This is a genomic window from Gardnerella sp. Marseille-Q9185 (assembly GCF_046508745.1).
Taxonomy (GTDB): domain Bacteria; phylum Actinomycetota; class Actinomycetes; order Actinomycetales; family Bifidobacteriaceae; genus Bifidobacterium; species Bifidobacterium greenwoodii.
The window spans coordinates 21389-42718 of the sequence record NZ_JBKFWK010000004.1; the positions used below are offsets into that span (position 1 = coordinate 21389).

The following is a 21330-nucleotide window of genomic DNA, read 5'->3' on the forward strand; positions in this document are numbered from 1 at the left end:
TATTATTATCATTATTGCATAGCATTATTCTGCAAACAAAGACGTTGACAAGTAGCGATCTCCGGAATCTGGAAGTATTGCAACAATGGTTTTGCCAGCGTTTTCTTCTCTTTTTGCTTCTTGAATTGCTGTCCAAACTGCTGCTCCGGAAGAAATACCTACGAGCACACCTTCTTTTTTGCTTATAAGCTTGCCGTTTTCGATTGCGTCTTCATTCGTTACGTGAACAATGCGATCATAAATATTCTGGTTGAGGACGTCCGGCACGAATCCTGCGCCGATTCCTTGAATCTTGTGTGCTCCTGGCTTGCCGCCTGCGAGCACAGGGGAGTCGGATGGTTCTACTGCGATTACTTCCAGATGCGGATTTTGTTCCTTTAAATATGTGCCAGTACCGGTGATTGTGCCACCTGTTCCAACGCCAGCAATGAGAATATCCACGTTTCCGTCAGTATCTTGCCAAATTTCTGGACCGGTTGTTTTGTAGTGCGCGTGCACGTTTGCTTGATTAGTAAACTGTCCTGGAGTCCACGCGTTCGTAGTGTTTTCAACGATTTCCTTTGCTTTGGCAATTGCGCCTTTCATTCCATCTTTAGCAGGTGTGAGCACGAGTTCGGAGCCGTATGCTTTCATAAGTTTTCGGCGTTCAATAGACATGCTTTCTGGCATAACAATAATGCTTTTGTATCCTTTTGTTTGAGCAATCATTGAAAGACCGATGCCAGTATTTCCAGAGGTTGGCTCAACGATTACTGAGCCTGGTTTAAGCGTGCCTGCGTTTTCTGCTTCTTCGATCATCTGCTTTGCAATGCGGTCTTTTACGGAGCCTGCTGGGTTGAAGTATTCGAGTTTTACAAGTATTTTTGCTGCTAGATTGTACTCTTTTTCAATGTGAGTAAGCTCCAGAAGTGGAGTGTGGCCTACGAGTTCTTGCACGGACTTGTAGATGTTAGACATAATATTTCCCCTTACTTGTTTGTTTGTTTTACTTGTTTTTTTGTTTTGTTTAATTTGATTTGTTTTTAATTTTTAAAAACAATTTTTATTAGTAAAGCGACTACCGTTTTATTAGTTGTTTCTAAAGATGCCATTTATCTGTTTAATATCTAATCCGTATTAGATTGTTATCTTTTTAAGATTTTATATTCGAATTTTGGCATAAAAAAAAAAGAAACAGCGCGCTGTTTCTTGAATCGTAATTTGCTGTGTTTTAACGTAAATGCTTTTAACACAGGCTAGATGATGCATACTTAGTGTTTGCAAACATCATTTCGATTAAGAAATGCGCAACAGCATACGTTACAACAACAATTTGTCATCATATTTGTATGATACATGTGCACTCCTTTACTCGTCGAAATGGTGATAAGTGAAGACTATAGCGAATGGATTTGTGTTTGTCAAACTTTGATTTGTACTACTTTTTCTGCGCGAGTGTCTCTGCTTGGCACTAATGGCCATTAGGTGCAAAATTGCAGAGATTGGCTACTTTAAGGCGGTGAAGAAAATTGCCGCAAACGGCAAAATCTTCACTGGTATTTATTAGATGCGTATCTCGATAGTAGGTATATACCAAAATAACAGGCTAGTATTCCAACAACTTTAATTACAGTATGTCAACCCAGTTTTGTCTAGCATGAAGTATTCTATGCACCATAACTGTTTTATTTTCTTCGCAAATTTTATAGAAGATTACATATTTTTTAACGAAACATCTTCTAAAGTTTTTGCTACTTAAGTAATCATCGTTCACCAGTCTGTATCGATAAGGCATTGTTGATAGGCTCGAAACAGTGGATTCTACATTATCGAGGAATTCGGATGCTGTAATTGGCGAGTCTAAGTTGTGCACAATGTAATGAACTATGTTTTGCAAATCTTTGTGATAACTTTGCGAAACGATTATTGCGTATTTTTGGTTATTTTGCGCCATTGTTGAGTTCTTCTCTTAAGTTTTGCATTGATTCTTCAAAAGATAATGTGCGATTATTGTTAAAATCAGACTCGCTTTGATCAAGTAAGCTGTATAGTTCATATTTGCTCATGAACTTGTTGAATAAGTCAATGCTCATTACTGCTAAGTCTCCGCGACCGTTTTTTGTAATGAAAACTGGCTCTTTTGTTTCGTGGCAGAATGTTGATATCTCGTTGTAGTTATTGCGTAAATCTGTGCTTGACTTAATAGTTGGCATTGTGTGAGTCCTTTGAGATGATTGTTATTTTATTACTTTGGCGTTTGGCTATTTTATTATTTTTTTGAATTAGCTTATTTAGTTTTGCTCTATGTACATAAATAAATTATTAAATTAGTTTAATGTACTCTAAAGATATTATATTATTATTTCTTTAGATTATTGACTTTATAGTTTCGATTTTCATGATTTTAGTAGCCATTAAGTGCGAATTTGCATTGATTGGCTACTTTTCAGCAATACGATTTGCTTTCGCGTTACATTTTAAGGAATTACGCTGTTACTTGCAGTGCTTTTTATTTTAAAATTTAGCAAAATAAATTTTATGCATAATCTGTTTTTATTTAATGATTTTGTGTAATTTAGATTGTATAGAGTTAGAGAAAAGGCATGTATGGAACAGTTTAATCAGTATGACTCGAATGAACAGAGTAACTATGATTCAAATAATCAAAATAACTATTACTCTAGTAGTCAGAATCAGCCAATCCCAAACAGCGATACTGTAAATTAAAATCCTACAACGTTGTACATAGTGATTCGCAAAATATGTCAAAAATGCCGAGTGATTTATAAAAGGGAGATGACATGAATGTAAAATATGGTAGCGTATTTACAAATCCAGAAGTTTTAAACAGACTCGCGCGAATAGAACAATCTCCCCAAATACAAGGAAAATTAAATGAGTTAAAAGAAGGCATAAAAAATAATTCTTTTGATCCAATTCGTTTAATTCCATTCATACCGGTAGTAATGGTTTTAGGCGTTTTGTATAACTACTTTCCAAATATTGATTACTCTCGTTACAAATATTATTTGCTAATAGTAGGTGTTTTTGTTGTTTGCTTTGCAGGTAAGTTTTTTGTAAATAATAAAGTTGATGTAGATTCTTTATATTCGGATAATGTTCTAATGCCGATTTTGAATGCGATTCTGCCAGGAACGGTATTAGAAAATTCTGAAGGAATTGATAGCAGCATTTTTAATAATCTTTTGCCAATATCTAGTAAGTATTATTCAAGTAAACACATAATTTTTGGCGATGAATTCAGAACAGAATTTTCAAATATGCAAGCAATACACTTTTCTAGAAGTGAAAGTGGAAAAAGTGTTAAAAAAACGGATTTTGTTGGGCAAGTCTTATTAATAAACACAAAAACCAATATAAATGGTCATATTAGAATCGTTCCCGTTACTGGAAAGAACTTTATGGGGAAAAAATTAAATGGATACTATGGTAGAAAAACAAAAGAGGAGAGCGAAGTCCAAACAGAATCCATTGAATTTAACAACTCGTATTCAATCTTTTCTACAGACGATTTTTATACAAAGCTTGTGTTAAATCCAAGTTTTATAGAAGCATTGAATAATTTGCAAAAAAGAATGAGAGTTTGCATATATCTAGATAGCGAGCATATTATTGCAGCTTTTGATTCTGGTAGGTATATATTAGGAAATCCTGGAAAATCTGGAATAGAAAACCTATCTTTAACAAGAGAATATGCAAGATTTAGAGATGTTTTGGCTGAGTATTACGAAATAATCAGCGTAATTAGAGAAAAATTGAAAAAGTAGAAATTGCAATACTAGCGAATTGCAAAATTAGAAAATACTAGAACTAAAGGAGACGTTATGAGTGACGTTATGGATAAGAACACTGTGCTAATTTGTGTTGCAATAGTGCTTATAGCGCTTATTGCTTGGTTTATTGGCACGTTAAATAGGCTAAGAAAATATAGGGTGATTATAGAAGAGTCGCGGAAAAACGTTGATATTGCGCTCGCTAAAAGATACGATACGATTTGCCAAATGCTTAAAGTTGCGCAGTCGTTTGCAAAGTACGAAAAAACAACCTTAGTGGATTTAGTGAGTTTAAGAGAAGGATTGGGATCAGCGGATTCTAGTTCGGTAATCAAAAATCAGAATCATGCAATAGGGAAGATTTTTGCTTTGGCGGAAGCTTATCCGGAATTAAAGTCTTCTGAACAGTTTTTGAATTTGCAAGAGGAAATAAACGATGAAAATGAGCAGCTTGCGGCAGCAAAAAGAATCGTAAATAGTAACATTAGTACTCTTAATCAAAATATCGTTACCTTCCCAGTGTCGCTTATTGCAAGCTTAAGCGGAATAAAGCAGATGGCTTTTCTTGACGAAGATGATCTAATCAATAAGAAGAATATTGATAGCATACTGAGCTAGTGAAAATGTTTAGCTAGTGAAAATGTTTAGCTAGTGAAAATGTTTAGCTAGTGAAAATGTTTAGCTAGACGGTATATCTAATGTAGCCAATCGCCCGCGAATTTGCAGCGATTGGCCACTTTCTCAGCAATGCGACCTGCTTTTGCGTTACATTTTAAGGAATTGCGTTGTTGCTTGTAGTGCTTTCTTTACTTTAAAATTTAGCAGAATAAATTTTAGTCAAAATCTGTTTTTATTTAATGATTTTGTGTAGTCTAGATTGTATAGAGTTAGAGAAAAGGCATATATGGAACAGTTTAATCAGTATGACTCGAATGACCAGAGTAACTATGATTCGAGTAATCAGAATCAGTCAATCTCGCACAATGATAATGGCTTATCTAATCAAGGTAAATCGTTTGCTGTAAATAATAGTGCGAATAATAACGTTAATAGTAGTAATGTCAATGACCAGTGTCAGCAGAATCAGCCATTGCAGAATCAGCAGTATCAACAGAACCAGTATCAGCAATCTCAGTATGCTCAGAATCAAAACTGGTATGGACAATATCCTAATCAATATCAAAATTCGCAATATTATAATAATCAAGAATATGTGAATAATCAGTATGATCAAAATGCCAATAATTTTTCGGCTCAATATCCAGACAATTATACTGTAAATTCGAATGGCACGGGTTCGTATTCTTCCGATTATGTAAAACAGTATGCTCCATATAATGCAATGAACGAGGACAGTTCATATTCGTCGGATTCGACTTCAGCTAAAGCAAATTCTTGGAATATTGATATTAAAAGTTTATTAACTAAACGAAACAAAATTATTGCAGCAGTAGTTTGTGTAGCAATATTATTGTGCGTAGTAGTGGCTTTATGTGTTCCTAAAAAACATGATAATGGTAAGCAATCTGCTACTGCCAGTTCGCAGTCCGACTCTCATAAGAGTTCAAGCACAGATGTGAATACGGAGCCAAAGCATCAAGCGAGCCCCGAAGCGGTCGACGCCGGCGGACCAGCTGATTACTCCGCCTTGCCACTTGACCAGATCTACGACCAGAACTGGTACAAGACGGGCAGTGAGTTGGTTGGTGATCCGGGGCATACTGCTGCTGCTGGTAAGCAAAATGATGTTGGAATGGACGCAAGTGCTCCAGTCAATGACCACGATAGATTTTATAACTTCAATAATGCGCGTTACCAAATCGATTCGGCTGCCAAGAAGGGCCAAATTGGCAAGGTGATTCGCGGTGAAGTTTCTAATAGTGCGACCGACGATGACAATATAGAAACCTACTACAATTTAAATCGTCAAGGTAATCCCAATAACATCAAACTACCTAAACTAACTGCCGCGCAGCAGCAGTATTTTGAACGGTTGAAGTCTGTTGTTGGTGGCGACCTTAAGACGAACACGCGCAACGCTATGTATACTGACCGCGTTAGCTTTATGCCGCATATTGGTTATTCCTTTAGTACCACGTATAACGACCGTCACCCGGGTTCTGTGGGGTATGCCGATATGTACCAAAGTAAGGCAGAAGAACTCAATGTGCCGTATGTAGACGAAAACGGCAACAGTATTGAGCTTGATAAATCTGCTCACTACGATAGTTTGCTGAGCGTAGCACGGTGGATGCTATATGACCAGGGATTTTACGATGTCGCCGTAAGTCCGGCTGGTGTTTGGGGTACCTGCCGTCTGGATGATCGTGGCTATGTAGAGGCCGTGCAAATCGTCTTGCCGTCACAAGACGACCAGGATAAGTTTGACGTGTTTGTTGGCGTGTTGGATGACATCTATTTCAATCGAGTATTGACAAGTGACTCAACTTATACTGTGGCGGACTTTAGTGGCACGAATGATTACGCGCTTTACGCCTCAGTGCTCCGCCAAAGCAACAAGGAGACCGGCATTCTGCCGTTCCGCGCTATTTTGCACAATGTCGACCGCCCGTTGCGCGCCAAGGATAATGAGCTAACGCGTGTCGTGCATAAGTTTGGTATTGACGACTATAGGATTAGTAAAATTGTTGGCACCAGCTTTAGTCTTATGGTAAGCAGCAACATGTTCGTTGACAATGAAATCAAGGGCGTGGGATATGGCCCATTTATACACCGTGGTGATGTGAGAATGTTGCCACACTACGATCAATACGTGGGAAGTGGAAGCTTGCCGGTTTATCTTAACGGTATTACTGCTCACGGAGAAAAAAACGGTGACGACGTGGCGCGGTATCGAGCATTTATGCTAAAGGCAGCGCCGACTAGTCGTAAGTGGTATTCTGACCCGAATAAAGGTATTTATTACAATAAAGGAATGTCTAATTACGACGAGTTTGTAAAATTAGACCGTGCAGCGTTTGGTAATTAGCAAAGAGGCTTTCGATGGAATATGCACCAAGTGACAATAATAATAATCCGCAAAACAAGAAGCAATTGCAAAAGCAGCAGGAATTGATTAATGCCTTAATTATGGTTGGCATTGTGTGTGTTGTGGTGATAGTTGGATTTACTAAGTTTAAGGGGCCGCGTGAGTTTGTTGGTGGTGTAGTAAATAATGTTAGCCATCTGATGCAGAATCACAACAAAAATAAGGCCGACAATAAGCCGCGTGGCGATTATTCTACTTGGTCGCGCAAAGATTTAGAAGGTAAGGGGCTTGGGCTGCGTCCATATGACCCAGAAACCGAAAAGGATGAGTTGGATCAAAACGGCTTTGAGCGAGACCTTAATATACCAGAAGAATATGACAGTATGCCTTCTGTGATAGAATCCGCAGAAGAAACGGGCGAGCAAGTTGGGCCAATTTTTAAGAACAGAGCTATTAATAATGAGGCTGACGAGCAAAAATTTGCTGAACTTCACTACTTCTATTGCAAAAAGCTGTCGGAAATCAGATCACAAGATGGCGATGGCAATGGCGATAAAATTTACGATGATATATTCACAAACCATAAATATAGTACGAAGGGACAGGCTGATTATTTTGATCTATTGCAAAGGCAGGAGGAAAGTTCCAATCCAGTATGTATTGCAAACGGTGATGGCACATTTAAGGTTTCGCCGTTTACCATATGGAAGCCTACTGCTATGCGATTCACGTATGTTGACAAAGAAGGCAAGGAGGTGCAATTTCGCGATGCTGCGCATCATGATAGCCTAATGAGCGTAGCGAGATATATGATGTATAATCAGGGTCTTCGGTTTGTAACAGTAGAGTCCGGTGGTGCTTCTGGCAGTGCGTATGCCTCAAGACCGGATGGCGCATTTCTAAATCTTACGCAAGTAGTTTTACCGTCAAAAGACAACCCGAATAAATTTGATTTATTTATTGACACGCTTAATTCTCCGGACTCTGGACACATCAATAAGGATGATAACACAATGGTTGATCCATACACCGCAGTTCGACATGCAGTTTTATTGCGTGACAACAACAAACGTATTTTGCCATTTCGTGTAGTAATTCATAATATCGATCGACCGCTCAGCGCTATGCCTGACGAGAGAACGGGTAAGGTTGAATTATTTGAAGTAGCAAAAAAGTTTGGCATAAAAATTGAATATTAGCGCCTTTGGCTTATAAATCACCGACACCAGGCGGTGATTTTGCTACATGCCTAAGTGTTGTTCTGTGATGTTTGGCTCAATTGTGAAGCACGGTGTGCTTCACATGCCAAATCAGCCGAGCGGCTAAGCCGTGAGGAAAAGCGCGAATCTGCTCTGCCTTCGTCTTTTCTGACGAAGGCAGACCTCGCTTGCGTTGAAAGCACACTGTGCTTTCAACCCTGAGCAAGCTCGGCGCTCCGAGTTGCCTTCGCACGCTAAATCGCAGTGCTCAGGCAGATCCTCGCGCTGCTTAGTTTCTCTGTTGGGCTATTTAGGGAGACTCGTTGCGAATTTGCATTGATCGGCTACTTTGGGGTACTGACGCAGATTGTAGACTGCGTTAGTTTCTCTGTTTGGCTACTTTGTGGTTTGGCTATTTGCACTTTACAATTTGTTTGCGTATTTGATACGTTTATGCTGATATAATGTGTGAAATCAGCGTGAATGTGTCATTAAGTATTGTTGCGCAGTAATCACAGAATCCTATTAGCGTAATCTTTATATTAAAATTTAATATAATTCATCCAATCGTGCTAATATAAGTTACAATATATGCACGAAAGGACGGTGAGTGTTATCGCTACATTATTAAATGCTAATAGCAGCAATATGATTACTTTAAAAGAAGCGAAATCTTGCGGACTGTCAAAATATAAGTTTTATAAATTTGTTAAAGATAATGAACTAGAACAGTTAAGCGGTGGAATATACGCGTCGAAAGACTCGTGGGTAGATGAGTTGCTTCTTATTCATAAGCGTTCACCATCCGCTGTTTTTTCTCACGACGAAGCCTTCTTTTATCATGGATTAGTTGATATGGAGCCAATTACTCACGCTATTACTGTTTATAGTGGTTTTAATGCTCACCGACTGAAAGCGTCGTGCAATGTAAAAGTTTATAGCGTAAAAAAGGAATTGCTTGAAGTTGGGAAGATTTTAGTCACGGATAATCTTGGCAATAAAGTACCAATGTATAATCTTGAAAGAAGTGTTTGCGACGCGTTTAGAAGCAGAAATTTAATTGAGATTCAGGAATTTAATACAATCTTGAAATCCTATATTGCTCGACCAGACAAAGATCTTAATTTGTTGATGGAATATGCGAAACTTTTTAGAGTAAACAATGTTGTTCGCAAGTATCTTGAGGTGTTACTATAAGTGAATTTAACTGATGCGCAAATAAGAGGTAGAATCAAAAACATCGCCGAATAAAATAGCGCAGATCCTCGTGTGCTGATGCGTCTAACGTAGTCATGCGCTAGTGTCCATTAACTGCAGATTTGCATTGATTGGCTACTTGTGGTTGATTGGTGCTTAAAAATAAACGCCAGGGAGTTTATTTCAACTCTACTGGCGTTTATTAGTTATTTACGTTATTTGCTAGTTGCAATTATTCGCTAGTTGCGTTTTTACTTGCCGTGTTCTCGGGAATAATTTGCTAAATAAACTGCGATATTACAATGCCGGCAGCCATAAGTGGAATATTAAAAATAAGGAACGTTGGAACGCAAGTATCCCAAATATGACTGTGTTGACCGTCCGCGTTTAAGCCGGCAGTAGGTCCGAGCGTGGTGTCGGAAGCAGGGGAGCCTGCGTCTCCAAGAGCTGCAGCAGAAGACATAAGAAGAATCGTTGCAGGAGTGCTAAAACCAATGCTCTGGCAAAGAGGCACGAACAAAACCGCAAGAATAGGAACCGTGCCAAACGAAGTGCCAATGCCCATAGTAACAAGCAAACCAATAATCGTAATCACAAACGCGGCAATAATTTTGTTCTGTCCCATAGCTGCAACACCCAAGTGCACAAGCTCATCAACTCCGCCTGTTGCTTGAATAACGTTAGCGTAGCCGCCAGCAATAAGCATAACGAAAGCAATAAGACCCATGAGTTTTACGCCGCCGGCAAGCTGCTTATCGATATCCTTCCATGCAACTGCTCCAAAAATAATCATAGTTGCAAGACCTGCAAGAGAAGAAAGCGAAAGATCCTTACTAATAACTTGCACTACTACAACAACAATAATTGCAAGAATGGTTACGTAGTGGCGTTTGTTAAGAGGTCCAACAACAGCGTCTGCGGCTTTAGTATCTGCCTCAGTAGTTTCATATTCGCGAGGCTTTCTGTATAGAACAAAAACTGCAAACAGTAGTGCTGCGAGCATTGCAGCGCCCAAATACCAGTTCACGGCGCTAACGTCTGCAACGCTAACTTTCATACCGTTTTTAGAAAGATTCGTAGCAATAACAGTTTGGAAAATTAAGCCAAATCCAAACGGAATGGCAATGTACGGAACTTCAAGACCAAAAGCAGTACAGCATGCAGCTGCTCGTCGGTCAATCTTAAGTTCGTTCATAATTCGTAAAATCGGCGGAATAAGAATAGGAATGTAAGCAATGTGAACTGGCACAATATTTTGAGACATGCACGCAATTAGAGTTAGTACTGCAAGTAGAGCGTACTTTTTCATGCCAATAATCTTGCTAATTTTTTTAGAAATAATTTGAGCCAAACCGGTTGCTGTAATTGCTTCCGCAAAAGTACCAAGCAAAATGTAGGCGAGCGCAGTTTGTGCGTTGGTGGAGAAACCGTCGCAAAGCAACGCCATAATTGTGTGATTTCCATCTCCAAAAAGCGGAAGATGGCCGGCAATGCCACCTGCAACGCAAGCTACTATCATTGATAGCAAAACATTAAGTTTTGCAAGACTAAGTGCGCATAGCACTACAACCGACACAATAACCGGATTAAATATAATATTTAAAATTTGCAAACTTAGCATGCCGTTCACCCCTTTAAATGCTTGAATTTAATATATTGTTTGAAGCAATACGTTTTATTTCGTATCGCCTACGTCTGTATTTTTTGCATACGTATTCTTACATATGTATTTCTTACATTTAGTAATTAAAGACAATATAGCATGGAAGTGTTTACAACTTGTTTCTTAAATAAATATAAAGTATAAACAATTAAATAAAAAAATTAGTGTAACTCAACAATTGTTTGCACAAAAGAGTATTCTAAGTGATTAGTGGTGAAGAATTGATAAATCACCAAATGTTCGGTTTTGCGCCGTTTTATTGCAGCATTGCAACGTGAGTTTACCGCTGAAAAATAGCGATAAAGCAATGTGAAAATTAAAAATTGTTTTGCTAATTGCGAAAATCCAAAAATAAACAATAAACAAAAAACTGAAAACTAAAAACTGAAAACTGCAAATAAGTTATTTAGAGTATTTAGAGTAAGGAGGAATGCCTGGCGCTCTAAGCAAAAAAGATACTACGCCATATCTTAATTGCAAGCGTCAAACATACAAATTATGAAAGATAGTAAAACGCTTTTAGAAGCTAAAGAATTAGGTTTACAAAGATTTAGAAGAACACCATTTTGGGATGTGTCATTAAAAGTAGAAGCTCATCAAATCGTTGCAATATCAGGCGAACACGGCTCTGGAAAATCAGCTTTGCTACTTGCACTGTCTGGTTATATGAAATTTACGAACGGAACTCTTACTATTGCGGACGCAACTCTTCCTAACGATTTTAAAGAATCTCGTCAATACGTGGGATTGGGATTATTCAACGGAATTAACGAATTCTACAAAACGCAAACAATAGAAGAAGTTTTGATGAGTGAGCTAAAACTCGCATCATCTTCGCCACTATTTCGCGAACAGTATAAAAATGATGTAAAAAATCGCGAAGCATTGCGCCAATACGCGTACAATCTTCTTGCGCAGTGGAAAGTATTTTCTCCTCACAAAACAGCAATAGGAGAGTTGACTCCGTGCGAGCGCATGCGCTTGGCAATTGCGTTGGCTTTGCTAAAAAAGCCGTGGTTGCTATTTGTTGATGGAATTGAAACGGAGCTTACTAGTGAGCAAAGCGAATGCTTACTTTCCGATATTCGCGAATACGTTAGCAAAAACTACTGCTCCTGCCTTGTTGGAGTTTTGCAAAGTGAGTTAGAAAAGCAAGCGGATCAAGTATTAAGACTTATGCCAAATAATGAGAAAACAGAAAATTCTCATACTGATTCTCAGCTTGGTGAACGTAAAGCAAATGGTGGTGAAAATAATGCGCGTTAATACTATTGCTCTTGCATTTCGTGAGCTTAACAACATGATGAAAGGAAAAGCTCGAAAGCTTGTTATTGGAGCCGTAGCTTTGATTCCACTTTTATACGGATCGCTTTACTTATGGGCATTTACAAATCCTTATAAGACTTTGGATACTGTGCCTGTAGCTGTTGTTGTTGAAGACAATGGCGCTATGATTAACGGCAAAATGCGAAACATTGGAAACGAAATCAAAACTCGTTTAAAGAATCAAAAAGACGGTAGTGAAGGTTTCCAATGGAATTTTGTAAATAGTGCCGAAGCGAATAAGGGTCTTAAAAACGGCAACTATTTTATGGTAGCAACTATTCCAGCTTCTTTCAGTAAGTGCATTGCTTCCGCGCAATACGATACTCCTACTAAAGCAAAACTTCACGTAAAGTACGATCAAGCAAGCAATATGCTGGCTTCACAAATTGGTAAAACTGCTTTCCGCACTATGCGTACTGAGATTAGCGAGGCGATTGCTCAAGAGTATTGGGAGCACATGTTTGCGAAAGTTAATTCAGCTTCCGATTCTCTTGGTGCTGCCGCAAACGGTGCTGGAGCATTGCATGAAGGTTCAAAGTCTTTGCAAGGCGGAATAAATAAGCTTGCAGATGGGTCGAATAAACTTTCGCAATCTTTGCAAAAACTTCAAGGCGGATTAGGGGAGCTTCAAAAAGGCGCGAATACGCTAACTGAAGCCAATACTCGCAGCAAAGAAGGAGCTCAATATCTTGCACAAAAAACGCAAGATTTAGCAAACGGAGCCCAACAGTTAAGCGAAGGAACGCAAAGGCTATCGGCTGCAACAGACGAATTCTATGAAGGAGCTCAAAAGCTTGCAGCTTCTAGCAACGAATTAGAAGAACATGTTAAAGCTGGAAACGCTGAAACAAAAGCACAAATTACTGGTCTTCTTATGCAAGCGCAAAACCCGGCAGTAACAAAGGAAGACGTGCTTGCTAATTTGCAAAGTTTGGCAGAAGGATTAGGTGAAAATTCTAATCTTCTAGAAACAAATCTTTCTGCTTTAAGCGCTGGAGCAGACAAGCTTTCTGCAGGAAGCTTGCAAATAAAGGGCGGTGCTGATGCAATATCTCAAGGTATTGAAGCTGTTAATACTGGCTCAAATAAGCTTGCTGCTGGAGCGAATAATCTTGCTGACGGTTTGGCTCAAGTAAGTAACGGTAGCGAGAAACTAAATAATGGCGTGAATGCAGCAGCTCAAGGTTCTGCGAAAATAGTGAACGGTTCTAATCAGCTTAATTCCGGTGTTAAGAAGCTATCTGATAACACTCCAAAGCTTGTTGATGGTGCTAAGAAATTGCATGACGGGCTTAAAGATGCTCAAAAGTCTGGAAAAGTAAACGGTATTGTTCAAAAAAGTAAGATGATGAGCGCACCAGTTTCCTTGGAAGAGCACGAGTATTCGCACGTTGAAAACTATGGAACTGGTTTTGCTCCTTACTTTATTTCCATCGCCCTTTGGGTTGGTGCTCTTATGGCAACATTCGTTTTGAGAGTTATGGATAGGCGAGCGATACTAAACGGCATGAATCCGCTTAAAAGCGCGCTTATTAGCTTGACGCCGTTTGTGCTTATGGGCGTTGTGCAAGCGATTATTCTTATGGGCGTTGTTCAAGGAGCGTTGAAGTTGCAAATCGATAATGTTGGTGCATTCTACGCGCTGGGGATTATAGCGTCAATAGTCTTTATGGCTATAATGCAAATGATTATGGTGGTGTTCCGCATACCAGGGCGAATAGTTGCGATTGTGCTACTTATGTTGCAAATCACAAGCTCTGCAGGAACGTTCCCAGTACAAATGACGCCGGCATTCTTTAGAGCTGTTCACCCTTACTTGCCAATGACGTACTCAATTATGGGGTTGCGTCAAGCAATGTCTGGAAAGAACAGTGGTGAAATAGTCTCTGGCATTGGAATGCTAGTGCTTTTCGGCGTGATTGCTATTGCTATAACAAGCATTGCCTTCCGCATGAAGCGTACTGTAACAATGTTTGATTTGCATCCTGTAATAACGCTTGAAGCATAAGCGTTAATGTAGGCGCGATAATTAAAATCCCCGCAGCTTTTGTTGGTTGCGGGGATTTTTTAGTGAATTTCGTTTAATTTAGTTACTTTATAAATACGTTATCTGACTTTAGAAAGTAGACGCGTAGACTTCGGCAATTGCAGATTCATCCATATGCATATAGGAGTTCTTCAAAAGTCGCTGCTGCTCTTTAACAACGCTTGCAGCCCAGCTTTGAATCATATCCTCGCTCATGCCATACTCGTGAAGCTTATGCTTAGGAAGAATCGTGTTAAGAACTTCGTCAAGCTTGTCTAGTACGTCTTCTTTCTGGCATTCAAGAATATTTGCCATAAAGTCAAAAAGCTCAGAAAGTTCAGTGTTTTCTGCGCTATTTTCGTCGTGCTTCGCATAGTATCGCAAAACGCTTGTAAGAAGAGCTGCATTCGTTTCGCCATGAGCCACATGGAAAGTTCCACCAAGCGGATAAGCCATCGCGTGAACGCAACCGCAGCCAGCGTTACCAAACGCAATACCAGCGTAAAGACTTGCCGAAACCAAGTCGCTTACAACTTGGCTTTTTGCGCTGCTGCCTTCTTTAACAACTCGCATATAACTTTGCAAAATAAGTCCGCAAGCCTTGTAACTAAACATTTTTGTAAGCTCGGTTGCAATAGGAGAAAGTGCGGACTCAATCGAGTGCGTAAGAGCGTCAATAGAGCTGGTTGCAAAAACGTAATCCGGCAGGCTCTTTAACAATTCTGGAATAAGAACAGCGTCCGTAGCATAGCAAGCATCGTTCGCCAAACCCTTCTTGGTATTGCGCTTAGTAAGCGAGAACACGGCAACGTTCGTAACTTCGGAGCCTGTGCCGCAAGTAGTCGGAACAAGAATAAGATCCGCGCCTTTTTGTGCAGGAATCTTGCCGTCAACCAAGTCTTCAAGCGGGCTTGTTTGCTTCAACGCACAAACCTTCGAAATATCCAAAACAGTGCCGCCACCAATTCCAATCACGCGCTTTGGAGTAGTGTGAATGTCACTAACGATTGCATCAACCATTGCATCGCTCGGCTCGCCTTTGCCGTATTTTTCTTGGAAAATCACGTCGCAATCAAGATTCAAATCGCCAAAATAAGGCTCCCAAATATACTGGTTTGTAATAACCAAATCACTTTTGCTGAGCTTGAATTCTTGCGCAAAGTCGCGTGCGTTCTCGAACTTATGAATAGTTGGTTTAATAGAAAGCTGCTTCATCCTAGACTCCTTTGTTTTAATCTGCATGTCTTACGCTAATATGCGCGTTTTGCGCGCGCTTTTGTGCGCGGATGATTAAAAAACCAAGCAACTGCTCCATTATAGAACAGATTGCTTGGTTTAATAAATGTGATTTAAGCTAATCAGAAAAAGTGATTCAGCCTAAGCTAATCAGCAAAGTCTAATCATCCCTTCAACAAAGCCGTGTAAGCAGCCATCGTAATGTAGTTGTATGGCTGGTTGAAGTGAGGCATGAAGAAGATGTCGCACAAAGCAAGTTCCTTAATCGTGACCTTCTTCTGAATAGCCAGCGAGAACAGGTGAATTGCGGCAGACATATCGTAGTTAGAAGCCAACTGGCAGCCAACAATAACCTTCGTATCCTTCTTGTAAACAATGCGAATCTTCACCTTTGGATTCTCAACTTCCATAAACGCAGGCTTTTGAGTATCCTCAAAATCAACGTAATCAACGTCCATGCCTTCTTTTTGAGCTGCAGTCAAGCTCAAGCCAGTGCAGACAAGCTTGTAATCGTAGATCATCATTGCACTAGAGCCTTGCACGCCCTCAGTTTCTACAGGAGTTCCGCAAACGTTGTGACCTGCAATCAAGCCGCTTCGAACGGCGTTAGTAGCGAGCGCAATGTAGTTTACGCGGTCTCGAGCATTGTCGTAGATCGTAGCGCAGTCGCCGATTGCGTACACGTCTGGATCGGAAGTTTGCTGCTTCTTATCAACAAGGAAAGCGCCGTTAGTATACTGCTTTAAGTGATCTTTGCCGAGCGCAACGTTTGGGTGGAAGCCAATAGCGCAAATCACCATGTCGGCTTCGTAAGTGCCTTTGCTTGTTTTAACAGCCTTGACTTCAGTGTCTCCAACAATTTCTTCAACAGTTTGACCAAGTTCAAACTTAATGCCTTTATTCTCCATAATTTGCTTCAAATTATCGGAAAACTCTGGGTCAAAGTAGCCGTTAAGAATATGGTCTTCCATGTCAATAAGGGTCACGTTTTTACCAAGACGCTCGAAGGCTTCAGCAAGTTCCACACCAATGTAGCCGCCGCCAAGAACCACAACATTACGGAAATCACGCTCTTGGAGCTTGGCAATAACAGTTTGCGCATTCTGGAAAAGCTTTACCATTTGCACGTTTTCCAAGTCGATGCCTTTAATACGCGGCTTGTTTGGAAGGCTGCCGGTAGCAAGAACCAGCTTGTCGTAAGAATCATGAACAACAGTGCCGTCTTTAAGCTCGACTGTTACTTCTTTCTTTGTGTAATCAATGTCTAAAACTTTACTTTCAAGATTTACCTTAGCGCCTTTTTTAACAAAATCTTCTGGCTTTTGGTAGAACAGTCCGTCGCTGCTTTGAATCTGCTTGCCAATCCACAAAGCCATGCCACAGCCAAGGAAGGAAATATTGCTATTCTGATCGTAAATTGTAAGCTCGTTTCCTGGGTAGCTCAAAATTGTGTTAGCGCAGGCAGTGCCGGCATGATTTGCGCCAATCTGAATGATCTTCGTCATCGGTAATCTCTTTTCGTCGTTGAATTCTGTTGAAATTATTGTATGTGCTTCAACTGCTTTGTTTAATTCACGCTGCTGCGCGAATGCACATCCAATGCACAATACTATTACACGAATGCGAGTCTTACCAATTTTGATTTTGTGCGTGTTGTGGTGGAGTTGTGTGGGGAGTTGTGTGGTTATTTCACAATCTGACTATCACTAATCTTTTTGCGAACATGAATTACGTAGTAGAATCCTGAAGTTTGTATACAGTTTATATACAGTGACATTCACATATGTACAGTTTTTTTGTGGTGCGTTTTAATGTTTTAATAAAGTGATATTCGTATGAAGGGGTATTGTGATGCGTATTTTGATTACTGGTTTTACGCCGTTTAATAATGAGTCTATAAATCCGTCGTGGGAGATTGCGCAATCAGTGCATGCGCCTGAGGGTGTGGAACTTGTTCGTTTGCAGATTCCTACGGAATTTAGCAAGGGCGCGCAAAAAGTTATTGAGAAAATAGAGGAAGTTCACCCTAATGCTGTGCTTTCATTAGGGCAATTTGGTGGTTCTGCTTGTTTTAACGTTGAGTATGTTGGAATTAACTGTAGAGCTGCGCGTATACCGGATAATAGTGGGTATAAGCCTTGGTATGAGCCTGTTGTGCAAGATGGCGATGTGGCGTATAAAGCGACTTTGCCAGTTGTGAACATAGTTGATGCTTTAAATAAAGCAAAATTGCCGGCTTCTGTGTCTTTTTCTGCTGGCGCGTACGTGTGTAATGATGTGCTTTACAATGTTTGTCATTATTGCCAGACTAAAAAATTGACGATTAAGAGTGGTTTTATTCACGTTCCATATTTGCCTGAGCAGATTCTTGATAAGCCGACTACGAGTTCTATGAGTTTAGCTGATATGCTTCGAGGTATTGAAGTTGCGCTGCAAGTAATTGCGGATGACTGCAAGTGATTGCAGATAAATCGCCAGCAAATCTTTAATTTGTCAAATTGCATAAAATAACTCAAAACAGCCACTTATGTTGAAGGTGTGGTATAAAAGTCTTATGTTTTCTAAACGCGCTATTACCATTTTTGCGGCTGCTGTCGTAACTGCTTTAGCGTTGGGTACGTTGAGTGCTTGCGAGCCGCAGGGTAAAGCCGTTGGTAGCACTGGTCGCGCTGGAGACATAATTCACGACGGTGTGGATATTAACGATATTCATCTGCTCGTAATTGGTTCTAAATCAGCAGCTCTCGATGCTGATATTATGCAGAAGTGCAAAATGGCAAATTTAAGTGCTTCTTACGTTTCTGTGTCAAATATAAATAATGCGAACGATGCGGCTCAGCAAGCTATTCGCACTTCAAGTGAGCAGCCTGTTTCATTAATACTTATTAACGCGCTAGACGTAACAAGCGTTGATGATTCGCATAATGCTAATGATCAACTAAATAAAAAAGAGAACAAACAGACCAATAAAATCGCACGCAATAAACAAAACGAAAGCAAAGAATGGATTTCTGCGTTGCAGTACGCGCGTTATGCTGGTGTGCCAGTTGCGTTAGTAAATCCTGTAAACGCACCGAAAGACGAAACTTTATACGCTGCAATATTGCGAGTTGGGGTTGGGGATATTTCGCATAATTTAGCGCCTGAGCGTTCATCTTTGCTAAGCATTGTTCGCGCAATAATTGACAATACGCCACACGGTAGGGAAGTGATTGTAAATGACAAGTAATAAACAAAAAACAATAGTTCCTACAGAAAACACTAATAATAAAGCTATTGCGGCGCTTCCTAAAGTAGAAGTTTCTGGTTTGAGCACCAATGAGGTTGTGCAGGCAGTTTCTCGCGGAGACGTGAATATTACTTCTAAGCAGACTTCTCGCTCTTTAATGGATATTGTGCGCGCGAACGTGTTTACATTGTTTAACGCGATTATTTTCACAGCAATGGTTGTTGTGCTTGCCACTGGTTCGTGGAAGGATGCTGTTTTTGGTGCGGTAATTCTGGTGAATACTGGAATTGGTATTGTGACTGAATTAAAAGCAAAGCGCACTTTGGATAGGCTTTCTATATTGATTGCTTCTCACGCAATGGTTCGTAGAGGCGGAGAAAATATTGAGATTGCGCACAAAGATATTGTGCTTGGAGATATTTTGTGGCTTAGGGCTGGCGAGCAGGTTCCAGCAGATGTAGAAGTGCTGGAATCGTGGGGCTTGGAAATGGACGAGTCCATGCTTACGGGCGAGTCTGCTACAGTTCGTAAAGCTAATGGTGACGACGTTTATTCCGGATCTACTGCAGTTTCTGGAATGGCTTTAACGCGTGTTACTGCCGTAGGAGAGCACAGTTATGCTGCAAAATTGGCGGCGCAAGCGAAAGTTTATAATAAAACAATTTCTGACTTAAGCCGTGGAATTAACACGATTTTGAAGTATATGACGATGGTTGTGGTGCCTTTGTGCGTGCTGCTTGTGTGGTCGCAAATGCACAAGGTTGGCGGATTTGTTGAAGCTTGGCAGACTGGAGCTTGGAGGGGAGCTGTTGTTTCTGCTGTTGCAGGCGTTGTTGGCATGATTCCAGAAGGATTGGTTCTTCTTACTTCGCTTAATTTTGCGGTGGCTGCTATGCGGCTTGCTCGTAAGCAAACGTTAGTTCAGGAGCTGGAATCTGTAGAAACTTTAGCGCGCGTAGACTGCTTGAACCTGGACAAAACTGGCACTATAACCGACGGTGGTATTGCATTTGTTGGCGTGGAAAATCTAGATAATAGTAGTGCGGAAATATCTTTGCAAACAAACTTGCAAACAAACTTGCAAACAAACTTACAAACTAACTCACAAACCAATCAAGCTTTATTCGACTTATCAAACGAAGAAAATCCTAACGCAACAGGCGTTGCAATTATGGAAGGGCTTGGCTCTCAAGGAGTTGCCGCTAGTGCGCATGTACATAACCGTCTTCCATTCTCGTCTTCTAGAAAGTGGAGTGCGGTGCAATATGCGAAAAGCAGTGGAGAATATGAAACTTGGTATATGGGTGCTCCGGAAGTATTGCTAAGCGCGATTAATTATGCAAATTCTAATGAACTTTTAGCGAAAGTTAATTCTTATGCGGAGCTTGGTGAGCGCGTACTTCTTCTTGCGAAAGTAAGTAGCGATAGTAGCATCGTAAGTGGAGTAACGGAAACAGATAAAACTTTTGGTGATTCTCCTACTATTTGTGCAAATGCTCAGCCTGTTGCTTTAGTTCGCTGCTCTGAGCGTATTCGTGAAGATGCGCGTAAAACGCTTGAATGGTTCCGTAAGCAGGGCGTGCGCTGCCGCGTAATTTCGGGAGATAATCCTACAACTGTTGCTGCTGTTGCTGCAAAAGTTGGTTTAACAGGGGATAGTAAGCCTGTTGCAATGGATGCTAGAAAATTACCGGAAGATATTAACGAATTGGCTAAAGTGCTTGAAAATGTGGATGTTCTTGGGCGTGTGCTTCCTCATCAAAAGAAGGCGATTGTTCAAGCGCTTCACGCTCAAGGTCATGTGGTTGCTATGACTGGTGACGGCGTGAATGATACTTTAGCTCTTAAAGAAGCTGATTTGGGCGTTGCTATGGGCAACGCTGCTCCTGCTGCAAAAGCTGTAGCTCAAGTGGTTCTTGTTGATTCGCGCTTCTCGCATTTGCCGGATGTTGTGGCTCGCGGTAGGCAAGTGATGGCAAATATGGAACGTGTGGCTGGCTTGTTCCTTGTAAAAACTGTTTATTCTGCACTTATTTCTGCAGGAGTTGTGCTTCTAGCACTTCACTTCCCGTATTTGCCTCGTCACATTACTTATATTGGTTCTTTAACTATTGGTATTCCAGCATTTTTGCTCGCTCTTGCGCCTAATACTCGTCGATACATTCCAGGTTTCTTGAAGCGCGTTGTGCGTTTTGCTGTTCCTAGCGGATTTGCTATAGCGCTTTCTGTGCTCGCTACTGCTGTTATAGCTCCTCGAGTTTTAGGGTTGAATCTTGACAAAACTGTAGAAAATAGTTTGAAAGCTTCCCGTTTTATTGTTTCAAACGTGCAAGCTTTGGCAACTACTCGTAGCATTTGTTCCGTAATTGTATTTGTTCTCGGCATACTAGTGCTCGCAAGCGTTGCTAAACCTTTGCGCTCGTGGAGAGGGATTATGGTTGCGCTATTTGCTGCAGCTGGAGTTGTTGGAGCTTTTATACCGTTTACTGCAAAGTTCTTTGAACTTCACGTGCCAACTTCAGGGAGCGCGTTTACTGTAATGCTTATAGCTGTTGTTTTAGCTGTAATACTATGGTTTGCGTGCGTGAGTTTAGCGAACTTGTTACCTAAACAAAGTAAGAAGTGAATAATCTAACATATTTCAACGCAATTAGTGTGTCGAAGCTAGCTTAAGGATGCTTACAATAGATAC

16 protein-coding genes are annotated in these 21330 nt (G+C 40.4%); 10 read left to right on the top strand and 6 right to left on the bottom strand.

All coding sequences use genetic code 11. The features are described from left to right. Positions 1-24 precede the first annotated feature (24 nt). From cysK to ACLD5M_RS04560, 3 genes are all read right to left on the bottom strand, one after another. On the bottom strand, positions 25-957 hold the full coding sequence (cysK, locus tag ACLD5M_RS04550; protein WP_116793908.1) for a cysteine synthase A: 933 nt from the start codon (positions 955-957) through the stop codon (positions 25-27). 649 nt (positions 958-1606) lie between these two features. Continuing rightward, on the bottom strand, positions 1607-1933 hold the full coding sequence (locus ACLD5M_RS04555) for a type II toxin-antitoxin system RelE/ParE family toxin (RefSeq protein WP_116793909.1): 327 nt from the start codon (positions 1931-1933) through the stop codon (positions 1607-1609). Further along, positions 1920-2192, bottom strand: a complete 273-nt coding sequence (locus ACLD5M_RS04560; RefSeq protein ID WP_004136389.1) for a type II toxin-antitoxin system Phd/YefM family antitoxin — start codon at positions 2190-2192, stop codon at positions 1920-1922. Before ACLD5M_RS04560 ends, ACLD5M_RS04555 begins: the two co-directional genes overlap by 14 nt. A 588-nt stretch (positions 2193-2780) precedes the next feature. On the opposite strand from ACLD5M_RS04560, the gene ACLD5M_RS04565 reads away from it, so the two are divergent. From ACLD5M_RS04565 to ACLD5M_RS04585, 5 genes are all read left to right on the top strand, one after another. Next, on the top strand, positions 2781-3767 hold the full coding sequence (locus ACLD5M_RS04565; protein ID WP_410314689.1) for a DUF3137 domain-containing protein: 987 nt from the start codon (positions 2781-2783) through the stop codon (positions 3765-3767). Between the two features lie 57 nt (positions 3768-3824). Further along, positions 3825-4391, top strand: coding sequence for a LemA family protein (locus tag ACLD5M_RS04570; protein WP_116793912.1), 567 nt, complete (start codon positions 3825-3827; stop codon positions 4389-4391). Between the two features lie 286 nt (positions 4392-4677). Next, on the top strand, positions 4678-6762 hold the full coding sequence (locus ACLD5M_RS04575; protein ID WP_410314690.1) for a hypothetical protein: 2085 nt from the start codon (positions 4678-4680) through the stop codon (positions 6760-6762). A 14-nt stretch (positions 6763-6776) separates the two neighbouring features. Then, a complete protein-coding gene (locus tag ACLD5M_RS04580) occupies positions 6777-7961 on the top strand; it encodes a hypothetical protein (protein ID WP_004134718.1) in 1185 nt (394 codons plus the stop codon). A 648-nt stretch (positions 7962-8609) separates the two neighbouring features. Continuing rightward, entirely contained in the window at positions 8610-9158 is a 549-nt protein-coding gene (locus tag ACLD5M_RS04585; protein ID WP_004134717.1) for a type IV toxin-antitoxin system AbiEi family antitoxin domain-containing protein, read from the top strand. A gap of 280 nt (positions 9159-9438) precedes the next feature. On the opposite strand, the gene ACLD5M_RS04590 is transcribed toward ACLD5M_RS04585, so the two are convergent. Next, positions 9439-10779, bottom strand: a complete 1341-nt coding sequence (locus ACLD5M_RS04590; protein WP_019260930.1) for a Na+/H+ antiporter NhaC family protein — start codon at positions 10777-10779, stop codon at positions 9439-9441. A 540-nt stretch (positions 10780-11319) separates the two neighbouring features. On the opposite strand from ACLD5M_RS04590, the gene ACLD5M_RS04595 reads away from it, so the two are divergent. Next, positions 11320-12087, top strand: coding sequence for an ATP-binding cassette domain-containing protein (locus ACLD5M_RS04595; protein WP_410314691.1), 768 nt, complete (start codon positions 11320-11322; stop codon positions 12085-12087). Next, positions 12077-14155, top strand: coding sequence for a YhgE/Pip family protein (locus tag ACLD5M_RS04600; protein WP_410314692.1), 2079 nt, complete (start codon positions 12077-12079; stop codon positions 14153-14155). The genes ACLD5M_RS04595 and ACLD5M_RS04600 overlap by 11 nt, the downstream gene beginning before the upstream one ends. Before the next feature lie 108 nt (positions 14156-14263). Here the strand turns inward: ACLD5M_RS04600 and ACLD5M_RS04605 are convergent, their stop codons facing one another. Further along, positions 14264-15388 carry a 4-hydroxybutyrate dehydrogenase gene (locus ACLD5M_RS04605; protein ID WP_410295992.1) on the bottom strand — a complete coding sequence of 375 codons (1125 nt, stop codon included), beginning with the start codon at positions 15386-15388 and terminating at the stop codon, positions 14264-14266. 185 nt (positions 15389-15573) lie between these two features. Beyond that, complete coding sequence (gene nox / locus ACLD5M_RS04610; RefSeq protein WP_410313297.1) at positions 15574-16914, bottom strand: H2O-forming NADH oxidase; 1341 nt, start codon at positions 16912-16914, stop codon at positions 15574-15576. 346 nt (positions 16915-17260) lie between these two features. Between nox and ACLD5M_RS04615 the strand changes: the two genes are divergently transcribed. From ACLD5M_RS04615 to ACLD5M_RS04625, 3 genes are all read left to right on the top strand, one after another. Continuing rightward, the gene (locus tag ACLD5M_RS04615) at positions 17261-17869 is read left to right on the top strand and encodes a pyroglutamyl-peptidase I (RefSeq protein ID WP_410314693.1); all 609 of its coding nucleotides are present in this window, start codon (positions 17261-17263) and stop codon (positions 17867-17869) included. A 94-nt stretch (positions 17870-17963) separates the two neighbouring features. Continuing rightward, entirely contained in the window at positions 17964-18638 is a 675-nt protein-coding gene (locus ACLD5M_RS04620) for a hypothetical protein (protein ID WP_410314694.1), read from the top strand. Continuing rightward, positions 18628-21264, top strand: a complete 2637-nt coding sequence (locus ACLD5M_RS04625; RefSeq protein ID WP_410313300.1) for an HAD-IC family P-type ATPase — start codon at positions 18628-18630, stop codon at positions 21262-21264. The genes ACLD5M_RS04620 and ACLD5M_RS04625 overlap by 11 nt, the downstream gene beginning before the upstream one ends. Positions 21265-21330: the final 66 nt, after the last annotated feature.

Excerpts from the sequence above, each read along its gene's own strand:
- cysK (WP_116793908.1), bottom strand. The coding sequence starts at position 957 with ATGTCTAACATCTACAAGTCCGTGCAAGAACTCGTAGGCCACACTCCA.
- ACLD5M_RS04555 (WP_116793909.1), bottom strand. The coding sequence starts at position 1,933 with ATGGCGCAAAATAACCAAAAATACGCAATAATCGTTTCGCAAAGTTAT.
- ACLD5M_RS04560 (WP_004136389.1), bottom strand. The coding sequence starts at position 2,192 with ATGCCAACTATTAAGTCAAGCACAGATTTACGCAATAACTACAACGAG.
- ACLD5M_RS04565 (WP_410314689.1), top strand. The coding sequence starts at position 2,781 with ATGAATGTAAAATATGGTAGCGTATTTACAAATCCAGAAGTTTTAAAC.
- ACLD5M_RS04570 (WP_116793912.1), top strand. The coding sequence starts at position 3,825 with ATGAGTGACGTTATGGATAAGAACACTGTGCTAATTTGTGTTGCAATA.
- ACLD5M_RS04575 (WP_410314690.1), top strand. The coding sequence starts at position 4,678 with ATGGAACAGTTTAATCAGTATGACTCGAATGACCAGAGTAACTATGAT.
- ACLD5M_RS04580 (WP_004134718.1), top strand. The coding sequence starts at position 6,777 with ATGGAATATGCACCAAGTGACAATAATAATAATCCGCAAAACAAGAAG.
- ACLD5M_RS04585 (WP_004134717.1), top strand. The coding sequence starts at position 8,610 with ATGATTACTTTAAAAGAAGCGAAATCTTGCGGACTGTCAAAATATAAG.
- ACLD5M_RS04590 (WP_019260930.1), bottom strand. The coding sequence starts at position 10,779 with ATGCTAAGTTTGCAAATTTTAAATATTATATTTAATCCGGTTATTGTG.
- ACLD5M_RS04595 (WP_410314691.1), top strand. The coding sequence starts at position 11,320 with ATGAAAGATAGTAAAACGCTTTTAGAAGCTAAAGAATTAGGTTTACAA.
- ACLD5M_RS04600 (WP_410314692.1), top strand. The coding sequence starts at position 12,077 with ATGCGCGTTAATACTATTGCTCTTGCATTTCGTGAGCTTAACAACATG.
- ACLD5M_RS04605 (WP_410295992.1), bottom strand. The coding sequence starts at position 15,388 with ATGAAGCAGCTTTCTATTAAACCAACTATTCATAAGTTCGAGAACGCA.
- nox (WP_410313297.1), bottom strand. The coding sequence starts at position 16,914 with ATGACGAAGATCATTCAGATTGGCGCAAATCATGCCGGCACTGCCTGC.
- ACLD5M_RS04615 (WP_410314693.1), top strand. The coding sequence starts at position 17,261 with ATGCGTATTTTGATTACTGGTTTTACGCCGTTTAATAATGAGTCTATA.
- ACLD5M_RS04620 (WP_410314694.1), top strand. The coding sequence starts at position 17,964 with ATGTTTTCTAAACGCGCTATTACCATTTTTGCGGCTGCTGTCGTAACT.
- ACLD5M_RS04625 (WP_410313300.1), top strand. The coding sequence starts at position 18,628 with ATGACAAGTAATAAACAAAAAACAATAGTTCCTACAGAAAACACTAAT.